Source organism: Roseimicrobium sp. ORNL1 (assembly GCF_011044495.1).
Lineage (GTDB): Bacteria > Verrucomicrobiota > Verrucomicrobiia > Verrucomicrobiales > Verrucomicrobiaceae > Roseimicrobium.
Map to the genome: position 1 here is coordinate 7,142,933 of NZ_CP049143.1, position 20,670 is coordinate 7,163,602.

Below are 20,670 nucleotides of genomic sequence, written 5' to 3' on the forward strand. Positions count from 1 at the left end.
TTCTATGTCCTGACGGAAATGTTGATGAGGTTCACGCGGGCAGTGGTTGCCCGGTGTGCGCATGCGCATGCTTTTTCAGACGGAAGGCGAAGCCCACGAGCAGCAGGCCAAAGGCGATTGCATAGGTGGCAATAACCCAGATCATCGCGATGGCCCCAGTGCCGGGGCGGAGGACCATGATCACGCCGAAGCCAAGGGACGCCAGGCCGCTGAGCGCAAGCATCCACTCGTTGGCGATCTCCTTTCGCAGGACGATGGCGCCCACGATCTCAAAGATGCCGCGGACGATGGCCGTGACACCCATGAAGATGAGCAGGGCCAGCGCCGTGAGTCCGGTCCAGAAGAGAACCGCGAGCCCAGCACCGATACCAAGCAACCCCTCCACCACCAGCCACCAGCGGGGCACCAAGGTGCCTCCCCTGATAGCCGCGATGATGGCGGAGACACCATCTGCAAGTGCGTACGCCCCGAAGAGAAGCACCAGCACCTTCAGCGTGATGAGCGGCCAGCCAAAGGCCATGAGGCCAAACAGGATGGCCAGGATCCCCCGGAAGAGGATCCAGCCCCAGCTCGGAGCGAGCTGATGAAGCAATGCCGTTTTCATGACATCGTGATGTGATATGTTGTGATGCTTTTTGTACGCGCCCCTTGTTTACCACCAAAAGGCCCCGGGACGTCCGGCACGGAAACCGCCATAACCCCAGGCGCCATACCAGTTCATGGCCATGGTTCGATTCATCTGCGCCGCCATCAGGTTGTCCTGCGCAATCCTTTTCTGGAGAGCAAGCTGCTGGAACCTCTGGTACTCAGCCTCGCCCCCTACGTAGGCGATGCCATTCCGCTCATCCTTGAATGCGTAGAAGGTTCTCCCATCCACGGTGGCTCGGTGCACTCTATAGGAAGGCGCCGCGGCGAATACTTCCTGCTGCTTGGGCGTCTGCGGCGTCTTCGCGCGGAAGCCCGCTGCCGTGAGCAGCTGTACTTGACTGGCGGCATCCGCGCTGGCGCAGCCGGTGAGACCCGACAGGCAGCAGATACCTAGCATGAAACATGCGACGATTGATGCGATGCGTTTTGTTTTCATGGCATTCGATGTATTTGTTTTTTGGCTTGGCTTCGTGCGTGCTGGAGGCGGCACCTACAGGTCCTCATAGGGCATTTCGAACATCCGCTTGAGCATGCGCATGTCCCCGGTCTTGAAGCCCTGGAGAAACCACTTCGCACGCCGGGCTGAGGTGCCGTGCGTGTACTTCTCCGGAGAAGTGAACCCGCCCGCACGGCGCTGCAGTCGATCATCGCCGATAGCGTTGGCGGATTGAATGGCTGACTCCACGTCCCCTGCTTCAATAAAATTAAACTGCTGCTGCCCGTAGTGTGCCCACACGCCTGCCAGATAGTCCGCCTGCAACTCAAGGCGAACGGACCATCGGTTGAACTCATCTTCCGGCATGGTGCGCCGTTTCTGATCCACGAGATCGCTGTACCCAAGGAGGTTCTGCACATGATGGCCCACCTCGTGAGCAATCACATAGGCCTGTGAGAAATCTGCCGCGGATCCTCCGAGCTTCTGCTGGAGTTCATCGAAAAACGTGGGATCCAGATAGACCGTCTGATCCGCGGGACAATAGAAGGGACCCACCGCAGCAGGAGCCACACCGCAACGGGTCTCCACGCGGCCGGTGAAGAGCACCATGCGTGGCGCCTGATACTGCTGGCCATTTTCACGGAACTGCTGGTCCCACACCTTTTCCGTGAATCCAAGGATCGTCGCGGCGAATCGTTTGCTGCGCTCTTCCTCGGGCGTGAGCGGACCCTGCGTCTCCGTGGTGCCCGTGCCCTGACCCACCTGCACGCCCTCCATGAGCTGGCTGAGCTGCTTGGGATCGACTCCGAGGAAATACCCGATTGCCAGGATGACCAGCAGGCCAAGACCTCCACCCACGGCAGCTTTGGGTCTCATGCGGCGGCGATCTTCCAGATTCGAGCTTTGTTCACCTTTTTCCCAGTCCATGGCTGTGTTCTCCTTCGCTTTGGGTTGGCGGTCGGTATCAGTTCACTTGGGGGGAATGAGTCGGGGGTTATCTGAAGTGGGTGCGCTTCTGAGACAGCGGCTTGGATTTCAATTTCGCCTTCAGTTCATCGGGCCCTTGCTCTGGCGGTCGAGCAGGCGGAAGCCGCGCTTCTCCATCTCCTGGCGGAGACGTGGAGAGGCCACACCGGTGATGGCGATGGTGATCGTGGTGGGTTTCTTCCCATTCACCTGCAGTGACTGAAGCCACTGGGCGGCCTTGTCAGACATGTCTGTCCAGCTGGCGTAGTCCCAGTGTAGTGCCAGCAGCACCGAGCCGTCCTGCAGTACGCAGTAAGGCAGGTTGTTGTGCAGGTCGATGCGGGCAATCGGCCACTGCTGGGCTTTCAGTTGCGCCATCAGTTGCGCCGTCTCCGCGTAAAAGATCGCATCCGTCTCCACGGTCGATACCGTGGCCGCGTCGCGCACCAAAACATCCAGTCCCGACACTCCCATCAGAGCCCGGAGGGCGACAACAAACTGCGTTTGATGCCAGGGTGAAAAGGCGGGCGAGGCGCAGAAGCCTGCTGCATCCACCGGACCCACGCCCAGCTGTTGCAGCATGGCCTGATTTGCCGCGCGAATCTCCGCCGGACCTTTTCCGTAGACCAAGTCCGCCATGGCAGGAGGAATGGTCCCACGATTGGCATTCACGGCGGCCACCACCGGATCCGCGGACTCCGCACCCAACTGGAAGTTTACTTTGGCAAGGCCCATCACCCGGCTCATGCCATCAAGCCGCCCCTGGAGCATGACATTGGAGGAGTATGGATTGAGTCCCAGCTTGCGACAGAGATCCCGCTTGGCGGCCGCCACCCGGGCGCCGGTCTTCTGCGTCTTGCTGCTGTAGATGTTGGCCTCCCCTTCCTTGAAGCCCTGCTTCACGTCCTTCCCAATGCGGTGGAAAAATTTCCCAATGCCGCTACTGGGAGCGTCCTCGATGGAGTCCACATTGCGATCGGGCGCATCGTCCGCAATGTCCTCCTCCTCATCGGCGGCATCCTCCACCGCATCGGCATAGTCCTTCGTCCTCGTCACGACATCCATGCGTTGCAGGGCGCTGAGTTCCGTGATGCGATCCAGGAGCTGGTTATTCCCGTGGGCCAGGAAGGTGCCATACAGCGGGGAATCGATGGTGTAGTTGCAGATACCCCAGTCATTTCCCACCAACTCACGCACGCGGAAGAGCTGACCAGCCATGAAGACAGGCTGCAGCAACTGGGTGGCCGATAGCGTGACCGTGTTCTCATAACCCCCAACAGCCGCACTGGCAGCGCGGCCAGTCACCGTACCGGGTGCGGGTATGGGAGCAGGAGCTGTCGGCTGTGCCCCAGGGACTGCAGGCGGAGCCGAGGTGGGGCTGACGGGCGGCGGAAGTGGTCCCTGGGCCTGAAGAGCCGGAGTGTGCCAGGCGGCAAGCGCGGAGAGACATGGGGCGAGAAGGCAGTGCAGTTTCATCGTGAGAAAAGGGATTGGGGTTCGAGTTACTTCTGTGTTGGGTAGATGACCTTCCAGTCATCCTTCATGCTCACCAGGGTCCAGCCTCGCTTGGGCGCTTCGTCGAGCCCCTTGTCGAGCTTGCCAAAGTGGGATTCGCGGTCGTAGGCGTATTCGCGATCTCCGTCCGTATGGTGGACAATCAGGCCGAAGCGCGCGCCGGTGCCTGTGGTGGTCCACTCCAGCATCTGGAAATCACCATCGGAGTTGCCAGCTGCGAAAATCGGGCGGCGGCCGATGTGCCTCTGGATGCCGACAGGTTTTCCCTCCTTGTCATCGTTGAGCACCAGCGAAGGTGTTTTCACAATCACTGGTTTCCCGTCACGTAGCTCGTACTTGAGACCTCCGGAAGAGCCGACCACCTGCTCCGGCGGAATGCCATACACCTTCTCCGTCCAGGGGCGCATGAACTCAATGCCACCACCGGACACGATGAAGGTCTTGAAGCCGTTCGCACGCAGATAGTCGAGAAGTTCCAGCATCGGCTGGAAGACCATTTCGGTGAAGGGTTTTCCAGTCTTGGGGTGCTTTGCGGTCGCCAGCCAATCGGTGACCTGTTTCTCAAATTCATCCGTGGTCATTCCCGCATGAGTGGCCATGACCAGATCCAGCACGGCTTTCTCACCGCCCGCGAGCGCCTTCTTCAAATCGCCCCTGAGAATCGAGGCGAAAGGTTCCTCCGTTTTCCATTCGGGATGCTCCGGTGCCATGGCTTTGATCCGGTCAAAGGCGTAGATGGCCTGGAAATACATCGGCAGTTCCGTCCAGAGCGTGCCGTCATTGTCGAACGTGGCGATGCGCTCCGGTACTGGCACGAAGTCGGCGCTGCCTTCTTTCGTCACCTTCTCAACAAAGGCGATGATGGCTTTCTTCGTCGCCGTGTCATTCCATGAGGGAAGTGGGTCCGCAGCAGCTGATCCACCAGTGCCCCCGCCAAGGGATGCATACTCGTAGATGCCTCCATCGGCCTTCAGTGAGAGGAAGAGCTTCCCGTCCTTGACCACATAGGAGGTGAAATTCGGAAGGTCGCGCACCACTTTGTCAAAGAGGGAGCCCGGCGGGCACATCGCCCTCGTGGTGGCCATGGCTCCAAACGAAATCTTCCCGGGTGCCTCAGACTTCCAGGTACCGTTCCCACGATTGCAATCAATCTGGGCACTCACCCGTCCTGAATCGAGGAACTCCAGGGTGTACTTCGCCGACTCCGGGGGTGTATGCGTCTTATCATCACTGTAGGAGATTTTGACGAGCTTCCAGGAAGTGCCTGAAAGCGATGGTTCCGCTCCGTGGACGACAGCTTGGGTGAGCTGCGCCATCATGAGACCCAGGATTCCAAGGAAGAGTGCGGACTTCATAGCGTTCGTGCAGTTGGTATTTGTTATTCCTTGCCCGGTGTGATCGTGAAGGCATGGGGACGCACATCGTCATCCACCGTGAGCTTTCCCTTCAGTGGCGCTTCGAAGGTCAGGGCAATCACCGTGTCCTTGTCGAGACTCAGCTTGGCCTTGTCCGGCGGAGTCACGGCATACTTGTAGGCCCCCTTGCGCTCGCCCTCGGACTTGCCGCTCTGGTGCACAGCGGCAAAGGTGTATGAGCCATCCTTCGCAAACGTGTACACATAGCTGCCGTGCAGATCCTTGTACTCCAGCTTGCTGCCTGCGATCTCCTGGGGCGGCGCTGCTTTCTCCTCAGCGACCCCAGTGGTGGCAAAACCAAATGAGGCGCAGAGGATGCCCGCGAAGCTGGCGATATGGTGATGAAACATGTTCATGGTCGTCATGGGTGACTGCCGATTTACTTCACCGGCTGCGGCTCGGGGAAGCTCCAGGTGCCGTCGAGGATCTCCTTCTTCGGGCGGTAGAGGCGCACGGTGTAGTTCCACCCCTTGGTGATGGGGATGCAGTTGGCCGTCTTGCCATCGTAGCCGCCGAACTGGATGGTGATGGAACCATCCTCACCCTTCTTCCCGGTGATGCTGTTGATGGTATAGGCGTTGTGCTCGTTCTTCTCGTAGTAGCCCCGGGCGTTGTAAACGCTCACGGACCAGAAGGCGTCTACTGGCACGTCCTTCACCACGAGCTTGTACACCGTTTCACCGTCGTTCTGCTTTGGAGTGACATTGAGATACACGGCATCCTTGTCCGGATTGCCACCCCAGCCCATGGCGCTACCAAGCAAGTGGCGGATGGGATCCACCGTCTCCTTGGTGCCGAAGGCCTTCTTGAAGTCCGGCATGGTGGAGCCCAGAACCAGCAGCGCATCCCGCACCTTCTTCTGGCTCACCGGGTCCCACTGCGGCACCTCGAACTTGCCCGGACCACCGGGCTGCTCGATTTTCAGAGCATCCTGTAGCGCGTGCACCTCGGAGATGTCCTTGGGATCAGCGGGATCCACCAGCGTGCGAATGCCTATCACCGCATAGCGCGTGCCGGCTTTATCTTTGTCCAGTTTGTAGACACCAGATTCATAGCTGACGTCTGGCACATAGTGGTCCTCGTTGACCACCATGAGCGAGCGGAAGCGAGTACCCGCATCCGGCAGCGTCACGGTCACGGGTCCGGCATCGAGGTCGACGAGAGCCGAGGAATAGAGCGTGTCACGGTTCAGCCGGATGACCGTTTGTTTCTCGATAGACGCTGGCTCGCGACGGTGGTTAAACTTTCCAAGGACTCCGCCGCTGTCTTTGAGGAGATTGGTGAAGTACAGATCTGACTCCGCACGGATAAAATTATCCACGGTCACGGGGACGGGGTCCGCAGCGTGGGCGATGCTGGTGAAGGCCGCGCTCAGAGTGAGCGACAAAGCGACAAGGGAGAGAGTTTGTTTCATGAGGACGGTATCTTGATGAATTCATTGCAGCTTCACGCGCACTTCCTGAATGGTGCCGGTGAAGGCGAAGGGACGACGATCGAAGTAATCCAGCGACACAGTGGATCCGAGATCCACACCGACATCGAAAGTCTCACTTGCGGAGAAGGCGACAGGCACGGTGCGCTTCAGGTCCGCCTTGCCCACTTCCCTGCCATCCACCAGGAGCGTGGCACTGCCTCCCTTGGCGGGTCCAGCGATCTTCGTGATGACTTCGATCTTGTGCTTCCCAGCAGCGAGGGCTGATTCGCTCCGAGCAGAGTACTGCTCGATGATCATCATGTTGTAGAGGTACACGAGGTGCCCCTTGTCCATGTAAAGGGTGACTCCCCCACCCGCGCCGCCAAGCGCGTACAGCACGCCATCGGCATTGGCAGGCACCTCCACATCGAGCGTCACGCTGGTGCTCTCACGACCGATGCCAGGCGCGCTGAACTCCGGCATGCGCCGCGTGTTCGCATTGAAGGTCCAGTCAGTATAGGATGTCTTGATGCGATCCGCAGGATGCATGCGCAGCCAGAGTCCTGCGCCGATGGGGAAGTCCTTGTTATCCTCCGCCAGTGCGAGGAATTCCTCTTTCAGTTTCGCGAGCTTTTCGGGCTGCGCCTTCGCGAGATCGTCCGCTTGGGAGAAGTCCGCCTTCAGGTTGTAGAGCTCCCACGGATCCGAAGCCGAATCCCACTTCGCCAATCGCGGCGCGGAGGCGGGTGTGTTCCAGGGAATGAAGGGTCCGAACGTGCACGCGTACCACCCATCCTTGTAGATGCCGCGGCTGCCGTTGTTGTCGAAGAACTGCACCTCCTTGCGCGTGGCTGCCTTCGCATCGGTGAAGGTGTAGGCGAGGCTGGTGCCGTCGAGCTTCATCTGCTCCTGACCGTTCACCACCTTGGGTGCCTTGATGCCCAGAAGCTCATAGATGGTGGGAGCAATATCCACCACATGGTGGAACTGCGAGCGGATGGTCTTGTCCGGTGTGATGCCCTTCGGCCACGAGACCACCATGGGATTCCTCGTGCCGCCGAAATGCGATGCCACTAACTTCGTCGCACGGAAAGGCGTGCTGCCCGCCCATGCCCAACCGGAATGGTACATGTTGTCCGTCTTCGGCGTGCCGAGTGCGGAGAGTCCGCCCAGCTTCTCCAGAGCCGCGATCTGCTGCTCGATGGTGTTGGGAATGTTGTTCTGAGCAAGCAGCTCGCTAATGGAGCCCTGCTGGCCCTCGGCGCTGGAGCCGTTGTCACCCCAGATGTAGAAGATGAGGGTATTCTCGCGCAAGCCGCGCTGCTCGAGCCCTGCCACCAATCGACCCACCTGCGCATCCGTGTGCTCCACGAACCCGGCGAAGATTTCCATGCCACGACTTTGGAAAGCGCGCTGGGCCTCCGGTATATCCGCCCAGGCTTGCATCGTGTCATCTCGCGGTGTGAGCTTCGTGCCCGGCGGGATGATGCCCATCTCAAGCTGCCGCTTGTATACGCGTTCACGATAGGCATCCCATCCCGTGTCGAACTTGCCTTTGTACTTGTCCGCCCACTCGGGGAAGATGTGGTGCGGGCCATGCACGCCACCAGGCGCCCAGTACATGAGGAAGGGTTTGTCCGGCGCGAAGGACTGCCGCTTGTCCAGCCACGCGAGCGCCTTCTGCACCATGTCCTCCGTGAGGTGGTACTTCGGGTCATCATGCGGCGGCTCCACCGGGTCATAGTTCTCCACGAGGCGCGGCTCCCATTGGGAGGTCTCCCCGGCGAGGAAGCCATAGAAGTACTCGAAGCCATAGCCATTGGGCCAGCGATCCTTCGGGCCGATGGCGGTGGTCTCAGTCGCGGGTGTGTTGTGCCACTTGCCGAAGGCGGAGGTGTGATAACCATACTGCTTCAGCACCTCGGCGACCGTGGCAGCAGTCTTCGGAATGATGCCCGTGTATCCATCGAAGGCCACGGCACGCTCCGCGATGGTGCCAGAACCCACGCGTGTATGATTGCGCCCTGTCAGCAGCGCCGCTCGCGTGGGCGAGCAGATGGAAGTGGTGTGAAAACAATTGTACCGCAGACCTTCATCCGCCAGACGCGTGAGTGTAGGCGTGTGCACTTCGCCGCCGAAGGTCTCCGGAATGCCGAAGCCCACGTCATCGATAAGCACGATGAGGATGTTCGGTGCGTCCTTGGGCAGGCGCTGCGACTGCTCAGGCCACTTCATGGCCGAGTCCTGCAAGCGCGGCTTCGCGGTACCGGCCATCGGAGCCGGCGGGAAGGGCAGCACAGAGCCATCATCAGGCACCTCCGCGGCACGCATCACCACCTGCAGTCCGATGAATGCAGCGAGGAAAGTCAGCGTGAGTTTCATGGGGCGCATCACTTCAATTCCTCCACATCCGGGAGATTCCACGCCTTCTCGAAGAGCTCCTTCTTCGGGCCGTAGAGGCGGAACAGCAGTTCGAACTGCCTCTTCGGGTCCGTGGGCACCCAGTTGGCTTCCTTTCCGGCAGGAGCTTTGGGACCGAAGTAGACGTCCGTGGATCCGTCCGCATTCTTCTGCACTGACGTGTCGTTCGAAGCGAGGCTCGGGCGGGACATGCCGACGATCAGCGCGTGCGTCTCGCGGTCATAGGCAGTCACGGACCAGTATTGCTCGATGGGCGCATTCGGCGGGACTGTCAGGCGATAGGTTTTGTCTCCCTCCAGAGATTTGCCCTCGCGGTCGCTGATGTTCATCAGATAGAACTGACCGGTGCCCAGATGCTTCGCGCTGAAGTATCCTATGTGATACATCACCGCCCGGCCGTCGATACCGTACTCATTTGGTTTGGCGAAACCCGAGCCCATGCCATCCACCGTTTCCTTCGGAATCGGCAATCCCCAGCGCGTCCCATCAAAGAACGGCGGGACGAAACCCTTCTCGAATTTTAACGCCACCTCAGCATGAGCTTCACGCACCGCACTCTCGAGGATCCGTTTCGTATTCGCATCTGGTGTGAACGGCTTGCCTTTCTCAATGCCAATTGTCTTCAGCGAGTCGATCATCACCTTGTCACGCGTGATCCATGGCTCTGCCTGCACGAAACGGTCGAGGTATTCGAAGAATGTCGCGTCATAGGGTATCGTCGCATCGAAGGGCTTGTCATACGCGTCCACGTACACGGTCGAGTCTGGGTTGCCGCCCAACGGGTAGATCTTCACCTTCTTGCCGTGCTCCACGGCGGACTTGATGTCGGCATCGCTGCGGCTCTTGAAGTTTGAACGCAGGATCACGAAGCCACGATTGGTCTCAGACTCCAGCACGATGTATCCCTCTGGCGCCTTCTCTTTATAACCAGGCGGCAGGATCAGATACTTCGCACCCTTCCCCTTGTCCGCGCCAGCCGGCCCGACATCCTCAAGCGCATTCTGCCACGCCATGTCAAAGCTGCCGACGATCACGTTGTTCTCGTCCGCCGGAGGGATCTCCACCACCACCGGGCCTTTCGAGGTGTCGTAGAATGGGTTGAGGTAGATTGTGTCCGGATTGGGCGTGAGCGTCTGGTTCTTCGAGTTCACCGGCCGCGACCAATAGACGACCTGGTTGAGTTTCCCGCCGTTGTCGATCGTCGCCTGCAGCATGCGCTCGTAGTTCACAGCAGGAATGCCCCAGATGACTGCCTCGACCGCGCGACGGTGGATGGCACGCTTCTGAAGTTCCTCAGGAGAAAATTCCTCGGAGAGGGCGACCGTTCCCAACGCTACCGTGAGGGTGGCGAGGAGGAGCGCGTGCTGATTGTATGAATTGGGCTTCATAGGCGTGTGTGATCGAGGTATATCAGCACCGTGCCGCTGCGGGCGGCTCGAGGGTTGTTGCTGTTTCGGGCTTTGTTGCTGCCTGCTCGGCATCCTGCCGCATTTGCTTCGCATACCGCTCGGTGAGGATGGGGCCGAGCACGCAGGTGACGATGACGATGAGCACCGAGGCATTTACAAAGGTCGCATCCAGCAGGCGCTCGCCGTGGCTGTTGATGCACTGGTAGCCAACCACGGCAGAGGCCAGGGTCGCGGCCATTTGGGGGAAGGAGAGGCTCGCGACCGTCGCAACCTCGTGACGCGGCTGGCGGAAGATGACGCCCGTGAGCCAGGCGGCGACAGACTTCCCAGCCAGCACGGCGGCGAGCAATCCGAAAGTCATGCCAGGGCTCTCGGTGATGGATTGCTTCAACACCGCAGGATCGACAAGAAAGCCAGTGGTGAGGAAGAACGCGGGGATGAACAGTGCCTGTGACGTGACCTCGAGTTGCTCCACGGCGAACTTCCCGCGCACCGCGCGCTTCACGGCTATACCCGCGAGGAAAGCTCCCACGATGCCCTCCAGATTGATGATGCGCGCGCCCTCCGCACACACCACGATCACCACCAGCATGATGGTCACACGCAGCTCGGGCTTCTGCCCGTACCGAATGATGGCCTTGCGCGCGAGATTGCCCGCGCCAAACAAGATGAGCGGCACGAAGATGGCGAGCTCCAGCAATTCCCTCCCGAGGAAACTCCAGGAGAAGCCAGTGAGATGCACGCTCACCGTCACCGCCAGCACGAGCATGGAGGCGATGTCCGTGAAGATGGTGCCGCCCACCACCATGAGCACCGTGGGATGCTGCGTGAGACCTAGCTTCTGCAGAATGGGAAAGGCCAGCAACGTGTGCGACGCGATGATGGAGCCAATGAGCAGGGACGCATTCCACCCGAACCCTGTGAGCCTGCCCACCATTACCCCGGCGACGAAGGGCAGGATGAAGGTCAGCGCGCCGAACGTGAGCGAACGCGTGCGTGTCTTCTTGAAATCATCGAGATCGATCTCGAAGCCGACGAAGAACATGAAGAGCAGCTTCCCCAGTTCCGCGAGGAGCGAGATGACCGGTCCGTCCTGCTTGATGAGTCCCGTGACTGCGGGCCCCAGCAGGAAACCTGCGATGATGAAGCCGAGGATCCCCGGTAGCCGCAGCCTCTCCATGAGCTTCGGCATCAGCACGACCATGGTCATGGCGATGGCAAAGGTGGTAAGGATGGTGACGCCTTCAAACATGGGAAAGGGTAAGGACAATTCCTTTGTTTCGGAGGGAAGATGAAAGGGATGAGGCTGCCTGAGTTTGTATCGTGGGGCTACTTTACTTCTTCGAAGTCACCAGGCTTCCATGCGCCATTGAAGGCAGGTGCTCCCGGGCCATAGATGCGGAAGTAGGTGAACCAACCCTTGGTAGGGAGTGTTTGCACCCAACGCTTCTCACTTGCGCCAGCGGGCAATTTGGGCCCGAAATACAGGTCCACGGATTTTGCATCACCGAGGTCTTTCAATTCTTGTAGAGACCGGATGGCGGCGGTGCCCTGCTGGTTGACGATCTCGCTTCTCGAGTAAGTATCATATACCGTCACTGACCAGAAGAGCTTCGCCGGTACTGGCAGTGGCACAGTGAGCTTGTAAGTCTTGCCTCCGTCGAGATAGACCCCTGAGGCGTCACGCACGCCCAACCAATAGAGCGAACCTGCATGCTCATCTCGGCGGAACATTGCAGGCGACTCGATCTGCGCCTGGTAGAACCACTTTTCGCGGGCTTCTAGATCCTTGTAGTTCGGTGTGTCAAAGGTACCGTTCTCGAAGCGCAAGCTGGCCCATTCCCACTTCCGGTCCGGCCACGCGATTCGTTCTGGACGTCGGTCCGCGAACGACTGGACTCGCATCTGTATATTCGCCATTTTCGCTGCCTTCTCCAAGATGATCTGCATCCGCTCGTCAGGAGCAAAGGGTTTGCCCTTCTGGATCCCAAGCATGGCAAGTTCGCCGTAATACATGCGGTAAGCCTCGTACGGAGGCTCAGCATCGATTACTGAGTGAAGTTTCTTCCAGTATTCGAGATTGTCTTCCCAAGGAACTGGGGTGAAATCATAAAACTTGGCGCCCACTTCAAGCCACACCGGCTTGTCGGCGTCTCCTCCGCCCTTGTGTGGATAGAAATTGATAGACTTGAGTTTGTCTATGGCCGCATTCATATCCCCACCCGTCGGTATTGCGCGGAACAGCACGAGCACACGATTTGTGGTCGCTTGAGCCGCATAGTAACCCTGGGGAATCTCTCCTTTCCATCCTGGCGGAATGACCAAATGTTTGCCTCCTTTGCCCGCATCAGGACCGGGCAGGCCGAGGTCCATCACGTAGCGCTGATTCAGATCATTAACCACGGACATCACCGCGCCCGGCGGAATCTCCACCACCATCGGACCCTTGCTCAGGTCAAAGTTCGCTCCGGCGTATGGTGTGTCGGAGTTCGGCGTAAACACCGCTTGCGCGGGGGTGCCCAGCATGAGCATGGGATTCTTGTTCTCCACCATGCCAGCTCGGGCGTTCCCCTCATAGGTGGCCAGAATGGACACCGTGGGATAGAAGAACTTGTAGGCCTGAATGGCGCGATTCAAGTCAGCATCATCATACGCCCTCTGGATGGTTTCAGCAGTTGGATAGCCACCCTTGAACTCGTAGTCCTGCGCGACTGCGCAGCGGAATACCATTACTCCGGTCAAAGTCAGCAAGAGATGCGATAGGTGCGTTTTCATATGTGCGGTTCGGTAATGACTTGCGCCAACCTTATTCCGGGAACACCAGCGTGACGGAGATGCGGAGGCCCCACTCGGGTCCTTGCGCCGGTGCCTCGGCGTAGTAGCGGGCACCGAGTTGGAAGCTCACGGGCGTGCTGCCGATTTTCACCAGTTGAGTGATGAAGACATTGAGGGGGACGGTCCACTGCTCATTCTCCCAGTCATAGCCGGACTCGCTGTTGATACCGAAGGTGGTGTGCTTCGGTGTGGTATAGCTGAGGAAGGGCTGAAGGAAGGTGACACTCAGGTCCTGACGGTCCTCTTCTCCCGCGACGGACCAGAGATGATTTGCCAGGATGCCAGCAGTCCAACCGTGCTTCTGATGCACAAAGATGAACGAGGGACCGATGGCCCACTTCTCCGCGCCGAGCAGATCATCGGTGGCCGTGGGGAACTGAAGAATGGGACCAATGCCAATGGTGGGCTGGCCTTCGTGCTTCTTGTTCGGTGACAGCCAGATGGTGGTATTCAAGTCGCCGAGTCCGGTCTGGTCGCTGGTGCCGATGACGTCCTCCTGGGTGATGAAGGGCAGAATGGTGCGCCAGATGATTTTCCAGTCGTCATTCAAGTCGATGGGCACGACCGGCTGAACGTTGAGCTTGTATTGGAAGCCATCACCATCCGGACCCGCACCCCAGTCGAAATTGTTCTGAAAAGGCAGACTGATCAGCGAGGCCGTGGGGTCGTTCAACTTCTCGGCAATCGCGCCCATATCCGCACCTGCATGCGAGGGAGCCATGGACGCCTGAAGCGAACCATCCGGCGGAACGGATGGAGCGGGTGCCGGTGCGGCGGCGGCATGCAGACCGGACGCAGCCATGGACGCTGCAACCAAAACAGTCAGGGCAAGGGAAGATTGGGAGAACATGATAGGGTATGATGTGGTGGCGTTTTCCATCAACGGGTGACGTCAGATCTTCACCGTCATGTAGGAGGTGGCTCCATTCATGAAGACCGGCTGGTAGGTGACGCCCTGATAGTTGAAATAGGTCTGGCCATTGATGACCGTGGCTTGCGATCCGGGAGGGAGCGTGGGCACCACCACTCCAATCGGCACAGGCGCTACGATGAAGGTCGTCCCTTGCTGCTGGTAGTAGACCCCACTCTGGTAAAAGTAGGTCTGGTTCCCCAGCACCACCGGAACCGAGCCGGGAGGCACCACCGCCACTACTGCACCGAGAGGCGCAGCTACCGCGACATAACCCCCGCTGGGCGCGGTCTTGTAATACACCCCAGCGTCGTAGTAGTAGGGCTGGTTCGCCACGACCACCGTCGTATGCGTGGGAGGCAGCGAGTGCACGATGGCACCTGCCGCAAGCGTCGTTGCAGCACCCACAGCCACACCACCCCAGAAGTGATCATGATTGTGAACGTCGATGTCCACATCACGGTGGATGTCGCGGTGCACATCCCAACTGCCACCGTGTCCATGCACATCGACATCTCGATGGAAGTTGCGATTGATATCCACATGCCCACCACCGCCCCATCCATGGGCATCGATGTGGGCTGAGCGATGAATGCTCCCACTCCGGTGCCAGTCTGCTTGCAGAGACTGCTGCGGCATCCATGCGGCGAGCAATGCGGCCATGACAGTGACTCCAGTACCTGTCGCGAATCGTTGATGCGTCTTCATAGGTTGTGGGGGCGAAATGGTTGGTTGATTTAGTTGCCGGCTTTCACGTCAACGGCGGGCACGCGCGCGGGCGCAGGCGACTTATCCTTTTCCGCGTCAGGGCTATCGTCCGAGCTGGCGAGGAACTTGATGGCCTCCGCACCCTTGGGTGCTTCGAACTCAAAGACGTAGTCCGGCAGCTTGGTGCCTGTGTCCCAGTTCGAGATGAAGGCGGTGATCTGCGGCAAGCCTTCTTCGTACTTCAGCGTGATAACCACCTTGCGAAGCAGTGGCTTCGGGCCGTCCTCCACCCACGCCTGCCAGTCGATGGCCTCATGACCGAAGGCGACATGATGGCAGACCTTTCCGAGGATCTTCTCCTTGCCCAGATAGGCACTGTTCTTCGCCTTCGAAGCAGGCTCGCTCAGCGGCTTGGAGAGTACGAGATCATCCAGCGGGAAAACCACGCCGAGCGTCTTCTCCACATGGTCCACCATGGCATCGATCTTGTCCGGTGCAAGAGAAGAGGCGTAGTAGTTCTCCTTGTGATCCAGGAGGGTCACGTTCTTGCCATCATACCAGAAGGAGCGTCTCGGTACCGTGGTGGAGACATCCACCTTGAGCCGGTTCGGACGGCGCAGCTTGATATCGAGCTGCTTGGTGTATTGCAGCTTCGACTTCTCGCCATACACCACGTCGTGACTCACCTCGACAGTGGCCTGGTACTGCGGTGCCTTGGCGAGGAAGTCCGCCGCGCGATTGATGATGACCAGAGCTTTGGGATCCAGTTTGTTCTGGATCTGCCCCTCCGGTTTTGCCTGATATTGCGTGGCAGTCGCAGGAGCTATGGAGTCTTGTCCATGAAGCGCGGGGCAAAGAAACGCCGCCACGCAAATGCAGCAGGCAGCCAATCTCGAAGGGTTTGTATTCATGAGATGAAGCGAGGATGTCCGCGTTGTCTGACGGGGATGATTGGTGTGGCCGGGGTGGAGGGACCTTTTTCCCTGCCTCCATTCCGGCCTTCGGGGGAATTGTTCCTGACCGGTGTCGCTGCACCGGGGCATGATCTTTTTCAGAAGGTGTAGGAGAGTCCGACGAACGGACCATGTGAGATGGTATCGAGAAGGAACTGATCCTTGTCGTAGTCCACCCCGAGGGCGCGATAGCCGATGACCGTGGAGAGTTTCGGATTGAACCGATAGCCAAGGCCAACCAGTGCCTGCCAGGTGAGTTCCGACTCCACGCCGAATCCACCGATGTCACCCATGACTTGCACGAAGCATTTGTCGGTGAAGTCATGAATGACGCGGGCACCCACGATGGGATCGATCCAATCCTCCTTGATGCCGAAGTGACGGCCCGGCCCGAGGTTGGTATCCACATCGATATCCACCTCCAGATACATCCAGCGACCACCAGCGAAGACATCGAGCCGCGTCGTGTCATTCTTGATGAGCGCATACTGGATGCGGGCTGTGATGACCCACTGCTCCTGCTCGAAGCCCACCTTGCCAAAGAAGGGCCCGCGCTCGACAGAGGCATCATCCTTCAGCTTTCCCCAGATGACATCGAGGCCCAGGCTCCAGCGATCGCAACCCGCCTCAATGTAGGTCATGAAGGAGCCATCGAACTCATCAATGAGATCATTAAGACTCGTATCCGCGCTGACCGTGATGGGTCCAATGCCCGTTTCACCATTCACGGCACCGAGCCAGCCGTACGCGGCCACGGTGACGTACCACGGCTTCTCCGGTGGTGGCTCCGGGGGAACGACCACTGACTTGCTGGAGGGCGACGGCGTTCCCGCGAACAGACCCGCCGATCCAAGGACGGCGGCCATCGCGGCGGTGCGGAGGAATGTTGTAGCTGCTGATTTCATGTGGGTGTGGTGCGGTTGGGTGATTGGAGGAGGTGGCGTTGCGGGCAGGGCAAGTCATGCGTCACGGTGACCGGCCCGTGGCTTCGGGAAGCGCGGCCTCTCTGATGGCGGCCACAAAGGCCTTGCCCGAAAAGGGTTTCGTGAAGAGCGCTGCCGCACGGGCCATGGCCGGATGGGATTGCCTTGCCTCATCATCATGCGCAGTCATGAGGATGAAGGGGATGGCGTCTCCGGATTGATGCAGTCGCTCCGCAAGATCGAGCCCCGACATGCCGGTCAGCCGGATATCAAAGACATAGCAGCAGATCTCCTCCTTTGGCGGTGACTGCAGCAACGCCTCCGCGTTGGAATAAGACAACGCCCGGTAGCCTGCAGCGCCAAGCAACCGCTCGACGGCCTGGCTCATGCCGGGGTCGTCTTCCACAATGACAACGCGATTTCCAGAGGCCATCATTCGCGAGGGGTGAGAGGCCAGATATAGTCCCCGGTGCGCGAATCAGGTATTGTACCTTGGTTCCACACCACCCTGTACTTTGGTACAGGGTCCCCTAAACCAACCGGCTACTCGATAGTGCAGCCCGCTGCACGCAGTGCGTCCGCCATGTGCACCAGGTCTGCGAGGGATGCGGCCTGCATCTTCGTCATGACCTGCGCGCGATGCGCCTTCACCGTTCGCTCCACGGTGCCCAGCTCCGCGGCGATTTGTTTGTTCAGCTTTCCCGACACCACACCCACAAAGACTTGATGCTCCCGATCCGTGAGACTGCGCAGGCGGGCGCGATACTCCTCCACAGAGCGCCTCGACTGGCTCTCATCCGTCTGCTTCGCGAGCGCTCCTTTGATGGCGTGCAGCAAGGCGGTGCGTTCCACCGGCTTCGTCAGAAAGTCCACGGCTCCCTGCTTCATGGCCTGCACGCTCATGGGGATGTCCCCATGCGCGGTGAGGAAGACGACGGGCAGAGCATCACGGTCATTCTGCAGCGCTGCCTGCAATTCCAGGCCACTTGGCCCCGGCATGCGCATATCCAGAAGGAGGCAGCCATTCATCCCCGGCTTCCGACGCAGCAGGTACTCGCCGGCTGAGGCATACGACTGCACCTGAAAGCCCGCGGCGCGCAGCAGCCGCGTGACCGCAACACGCAAGGATTCATCGTCATCCACCACGTGCACCGTGGACGCAGCCTCCTCTTTCAATGTCTCCACGGCGCAGGTGGTCATGAGGACCTCCCTGGGTTTGCGGTTCCATTCGCAGATTCCGCAGGCAACGTGAAGGTGAACATCGCGCCGCCATCGACGAGATTCCGCGCCGCGATGCTTCCACGATGGGCTTCGATGATCGAACGCGCCATGGCCAGACCTAACCCCATCCCCTCCATCTTGGTTGTGAAGAAGGACTCAAAAATCTGGGGCAAACGATCCTCTGGTATCCCGTGTCCGTGATCACGGACAGACACTGCGACCCCGGGCCTGTCCTCACGCCAAGTGCGCACGAGTACCACCCGCTCGTGGGAGCCGTTGCTCTTCATCGCGTCCATGGCATTCACGACCAGGTTGATGAGCACTTGCTGCACATGCACGCGATCCGCGGGCACTGCCGGCGCATCCGTCGCCAGCTCGCTACGCAGAATAATGCCGCGCCGCTGGGCATCTGTCGATAAAAGTTTCAGCACATCCCCCACAACCTCATTCACCTGCACGGGTGCGAGCCTCACCGGCGCACGGCGCACCAGAGTCCGGATGTGGCGGATGACCTGGCTCGCGCGGAGGTCATCTTTGCGAATATCCGCCAGGATCTGCCGGATATCGTCCAGAGGTGGATTCTCTGATTCCATGAGCATCTCCGCCGCCTCTGCGTTGCTTAGGATTGCACCCAGCGGCTGATTGATCTCATGGGCAATGGAGGCCGTGAGCTCACCCACCAGGGCCAGTCGGGACACGTGCACCATGGACTGGCGCATCTCCTCCACCCGCCGCTGATCCGTGATGTCATGGAAGATGGCGATGTAGCACGCCTCATCGTGGATCCGGATGGTCTCGATCGAAAGGATGGCAGTGACCTCGCGCTCCGTGCGGGTACGCAGCGTGACCTCGTGATTTCTCAGGGCGCCCACGGCATCCACCAGACGGGCGAGCTTCAGGCGCTCCTTCTCACTGCGATAAAGGCCCAGTTCCTCCGGCAGGCGGCCGGCGGCTTCGGCATAGGTGTAGCCGAACTGCCGCTCCCAGCCTTCATTCACATCCAGGATGGTCTCATCCTTCGCGCGGAAGATGACCATGGCACTGGGGCTTGCGTGGAATGCCTTGGAGAAACGTTCTTCGGAGAGGCGCAGTTCCATTTCAGCACGATGCCGCGAAACCGCAGACGAAAGGACATCCCCCAACGCATGGAGTTGCGCGATGACTGGCTCGCTCCACTCCCGGTAGTCGCTTGCAGTACAGAATGATACACCATGGGTGGTCCCATCCATGGAGTGCAGGGGAATGATGAGGGCGGACTTGATGTTCTTCGTCCTCACATACTCCTGCTCCTCCCGGGCATCAGCCGGAAGGTCATTCACGGCATTCACCAGGGGAATGGCCTTCCGGTGCTCGAACTGCGCACAAATCCACGGCATCTGCAGCTCTGCCTTCCGCTTTGCGATCGCCTCGCGCACGGCGGGGTCCGTGTGATACAGGATGCGGAGCGCCTGCGTGTCACGCACGTGCTCAAACAGCATGCAGGATTGGAATTCCATCATCACTCGCACCTTTTCCAGCGCGTTGCCGATGGCCTGATCCAGCGTCTCCGCCGAGGCCTCCACCAAGTCTGCTGAGATCTCCGTAAGTACACGCTCAAAGCGCAACCGCTCCTCCTGCTCGCGCACCAGCCTCTTCCTCCGGCTGTTGCTTGCCAGCAGTCCGGCAATCAATCCTGTCTGGATGACGCCAACGACCAGCGAACCAATGACGACGTTGCGATGAATACCCCAGATGGTGGGTCCGCGATTCTCCGCTCCGCCGCTGCCGGAAGGTGGCACGGCGCCCAGGGCCTCAGAACTCACCACGAAGATCGCCCCATACCCGGCGAGCGAACAGACGGCAATCCGCCAGCTCTTTCTCCAAGCTGCACACAATTCCGCACATGCGCGGAAGATGGAGGAGACTCCATGCATAAAAACGGCTTCACGGCACTGAGAGCAATTACGGCCAAAGTATGCCTGTATACGGCGCGAATGGCCAATCTTGCTTCCACAGATGGAGCATTTGAATATTTTACTGCCAGATTAATGGTCCTGTGAGCAAAACACCTAGGTATTCCTGCTTATGCACCCATCTATTATCCTGTCTTGAAGTGCTTTCCTAAACGAAGGGGCGCACTTCACTTGCCAGCCACACGCGGCGGCACCCAGAAGACCCACCGCTGGGGCGGTTCATTTCCCATCGCGAACCGGAGTTCCACCAGAGTAGGCCGCTGAGGGCGACTCAACGCATTCACCCCCTCCTGCACCTGCTGCGGCGCTTCAGCCGGAGGTGGCGGAGAAGGATTCTCTCCGGGAGCTTGTGGACCTTGGGGTTGTTGAGGAGCGTTTCGAGTCGGCTCTCTCAATGCCGTGAGCGGCATGCCTTCATTCCACACGCTGATCCATTGCCTGGTCTGCGGCTGAAAGACCAGCCATTCCATCATACGCACATTCTCCAGAAGCACCACCCGTGTGCCGAGTCTCTTGTCCCCCATCTCCCAGGCAAGCAGTTGCTCTTCAGAGAGGGACCGCACGACCAGCCGCAGATAACCATCCACCGTGGTCTCCGTCTCCAAAATAGTGAAAGGTCCAGCCGAGGCAGACAAAAGAGAAGGCGCATCTCCCAGAGCGAGCTCGGTGGTATAAAGGCCACCGTCCTCCCGGGTACGCAGGCGCATCATCGCGTTCGGTGGCAGGCTGCGCAGACTGCGTGAGCACAGCTCGACAAAGGCGTGCGTGCGTGCGCCGCGCTGCTGGGAGGTGATGAGATCCTGGGCAAGCTGGGTCACTGCAATCACAATGCCAAACACAGCGCTTACCAGCAGGGAGGTGATGAACATGACGATGATCATCTCCAGCAAGGTGAAACCGCCTTCGCGACGGCGCCTCACAGACGCCCGCCATCCCTGATCAGG

General features: G+C 59.5%; 19 protein-coding genes and 1 pseudogene. All 20 read right to left on the minus strand.

All coding sequences use genetic code 11. The annotated features are described in order from the left end of the window. Nucleotides 1-31 precede the first annotated feature (31 nt). Complete coding sequence (locus tag G5S37_RS28800; RefSeq protein WP_165209358.1) at nt 32-604, minus strand: HdeD family acid-resistance protein; 573 nt, start codon at nt 602-604, stop codon at nt 32-34. Between the two features lie 48 nt (nt 605-652). Further along, the gene (locus tag G5S37_RS28805) at nt 653-1,084 is read right to left on the minus strand and encodes a hypothetical protein (RefSeq protein WP_206026195.1); all 432 of its coding nucleotides are present in this window, start codon (nt 1,082-1,084) and stop codon (nt 653-655) included. Nucleotides 1,085-1,138: 54 nt separating this feature from the next. Continuing rightward, nucleotides 1,139-2,011, minus strand: a complete 873-nt coding sequence (locus G5S37_RS28810) for a neutral zinc metallopeptidase (protein WP_165209360.1) — start codon at nt 2,009-2,011, stop codon at nt 1,139-1,141. A gap of 120 nt (nt 2,012-2,131) precedes the next feature. After that, nucleotides 2,132-3,526: a hypothetical protein gene (locus G5S37_RS28815; RefSeq protein WP_165209362.1), complete on the minus strand. Its 1,395-nt coding sequence runs from the start codon at nt 3,524-3,526 to the stop codon at nt 2,132-2,134. A 26-nt stretch (nt 3,527-3,552) separates the two neighbouring features. Then, nucleotides 3,553-4,521 carry an HAD family hydrolase gene (locus tag G5S37_RS28820; protein ID WP_343229931.1) on the minus strand — a complete coding sequence of 323 codons (969 nt, stop codon included), beginning with the start codon at nt 4,519-4,521 and terminating at the stop codon, nt 3,553-3,555. Between the two features lie 15 nt (nt 4,522-4,536). Beyond that, a pseudogene (locus G5S37_RS32920) lies at nt 4,537-4,920 on the minus strand (META domain-containing protein); the annotation flags it as partial. 23 nt (nt 4,921-4,943) lie between these two features. Then, nucleotides 4,944-5,345 carry a hypothetical protein gene (locus tag G5S37_RS28825; RefSeq protein ID WP_206026196.1) on the minus strand — a complete coding sequence of 134 codons (402 nt, stop codon included), beginning with the start codon at nt 5,343-5,345 and terminating at the stop codon, nt 4,944-4,946. 14 nt (nt 5,346-5,359) lie between these two features. Further along, nucleotides 5,360-6,394 (minus strand): DUF1214 domain-containing protein, encoded by a 1,035-nt coding sequence (locus tag G5S37_RS28830; protein WP_165209368.1) that lies wholly within the window; start codon nt 6,392-6,394, stop codon nt 5,360-5,362. A 21-nt stretch (nt 6,395-6,415) separates the two neighbouring features. After that, nucleotides 6,416-8,725, minus strand: coding sequence for an arylsulfatase (locus tag G5S37_RS28835; protein ID WP_343229932.1), 2,310 nt, complete (start codon nt 8,723-8,725; stop codon nt 6,416-6,418). Nucleotides 8,726-8,784: 59 nt separating this feature from the next. Beyond that, on the minus strand, nt 8,785-10,203 hold the full coding sequence (locus G5S37_RS28840; protein ID WP_165209374.1) for a DUF1254 domain-containing protein: 1,419 nt from the start codon (nt 10,201-10,203) through the stop codon (nt 8,785-8,787). Nucleotides 10,204-10,225: 22 nt separating this feature from the next. Then, nucleotides 10,226-11,476 (minus strand): cation:proton antiporter, encoded by a 1,251-nt coding sequence (locus G5S37_RS28845; protein WP_165209377.1) that lies wholly within the window; start codon nt 11,474-11,476, stop codon nt 10,226-10,228. A 77-nt stretch (nt 11,477-11,553) separates the two neighbouring features. Next, nucleotides 11,554-12,999: a DUF1254 domain-containing protein gene (locus G5S37_RS28850; protein WP_165209380.1), complete on the minus strand. Its 1,446-nt coding sequence runs from the start codon at nt 12,997-12,999 to the stop codon at nt 11,554-11,556. Nucleotides 13,000-13,030: 31 nt separating this feature from the next. Further along, entirely contained in the window at nt 13,031-13,861 is an 831-nt protein-coding gene (locus tag G5S37_RS28855) for a transporter (protein WP_165211992.1), read from the minus strand. Between the two features lie 90 nt (nt 13,862-13,951). Further along, on the minus strand, nt 13,952-14,632 hold the full coding sequence (locus G5S37_RS28860) for a DUF6515 family protein (protein WP_165209383.1): 681 nt from the start codon (nt 14,630-14,632) through the stop codon (nt 13,952-13,954). Nucleotides 14,633-14,706: 74 nt separating this feature from the next. Beyond that, nucleotides 14,707-15,588, minus strand: a complete 882-nt coding sequence (locus G5S37_RS28865; protein WP_165209386.1) for a DUF2092 domain-containing protein — start codon at nt 15,586-15,588, stop codon at nt 14,707-14,709. Between the two features lie 140 nt (nt 15,589-15,728). After that, nucleotides 15,729-16,535 (minus strand): outer membrane beta-barrel protein, encoded by an 807-nt coding sequence (locus G5S37_RS28870; RefSeq protein WP_165209389.1) that lies wholly within the window; start codon nt 16,533-16,535, stop codon nt 15,729-15,731. Between the two features lie 61 nt (nt 16,536-16,596). After that, nucleotides 16,597-16,989 (minus strand): response regulator, encoded by a 393-nt coding sequence (locus G5S37_RS28875; protein WP_165209392.1) that lies wholly within the window; start codon nt 16,987-16,989, stop codon nt 16,597-16,599. Between the two features lie 107 nt (nt 16,990-17,096). Next, nucleotides 17,097-17,753, minus strand: a complete 657-nt coding sequence (locus tag G5S37_RS28880) for a response regulator (protein ID WP_165209395.1) — start codon at nt 17,751-17,753, stop codon at nt 17,097-17,099. Continuing rightward, complete coding sequence (locus tag G5S37_RS28885; protein WP_165209398.1) at nt 17,750-19,687, minus strand: sensor histidine kinase; 1,938 nt, start codon at nt 19,685-19,687, stop codon at nt 17,750-17,752. The genes G5S37_RS28880 and G5S37_RS28885 overlap by 4 nt, the downstream gene beginning before the upstream one ends. 206 nt (nt 19,688-19,893) lie before the next feature. Beyond that, on the minus strand, nt 19,894-20,646 hold the full coding sequence (locus G5S37_RS28890; RefSeq protein WP_206026197.1) for a prepilin-type N-terminal cleavage/methylation domain-containing protein: 753 nt from the start codon (nt 20,644-20,646) through the stop codon (nt 19,894-19,896). Nucleotides 20,647-20,670: the final 24 nt, after the last annotated feature.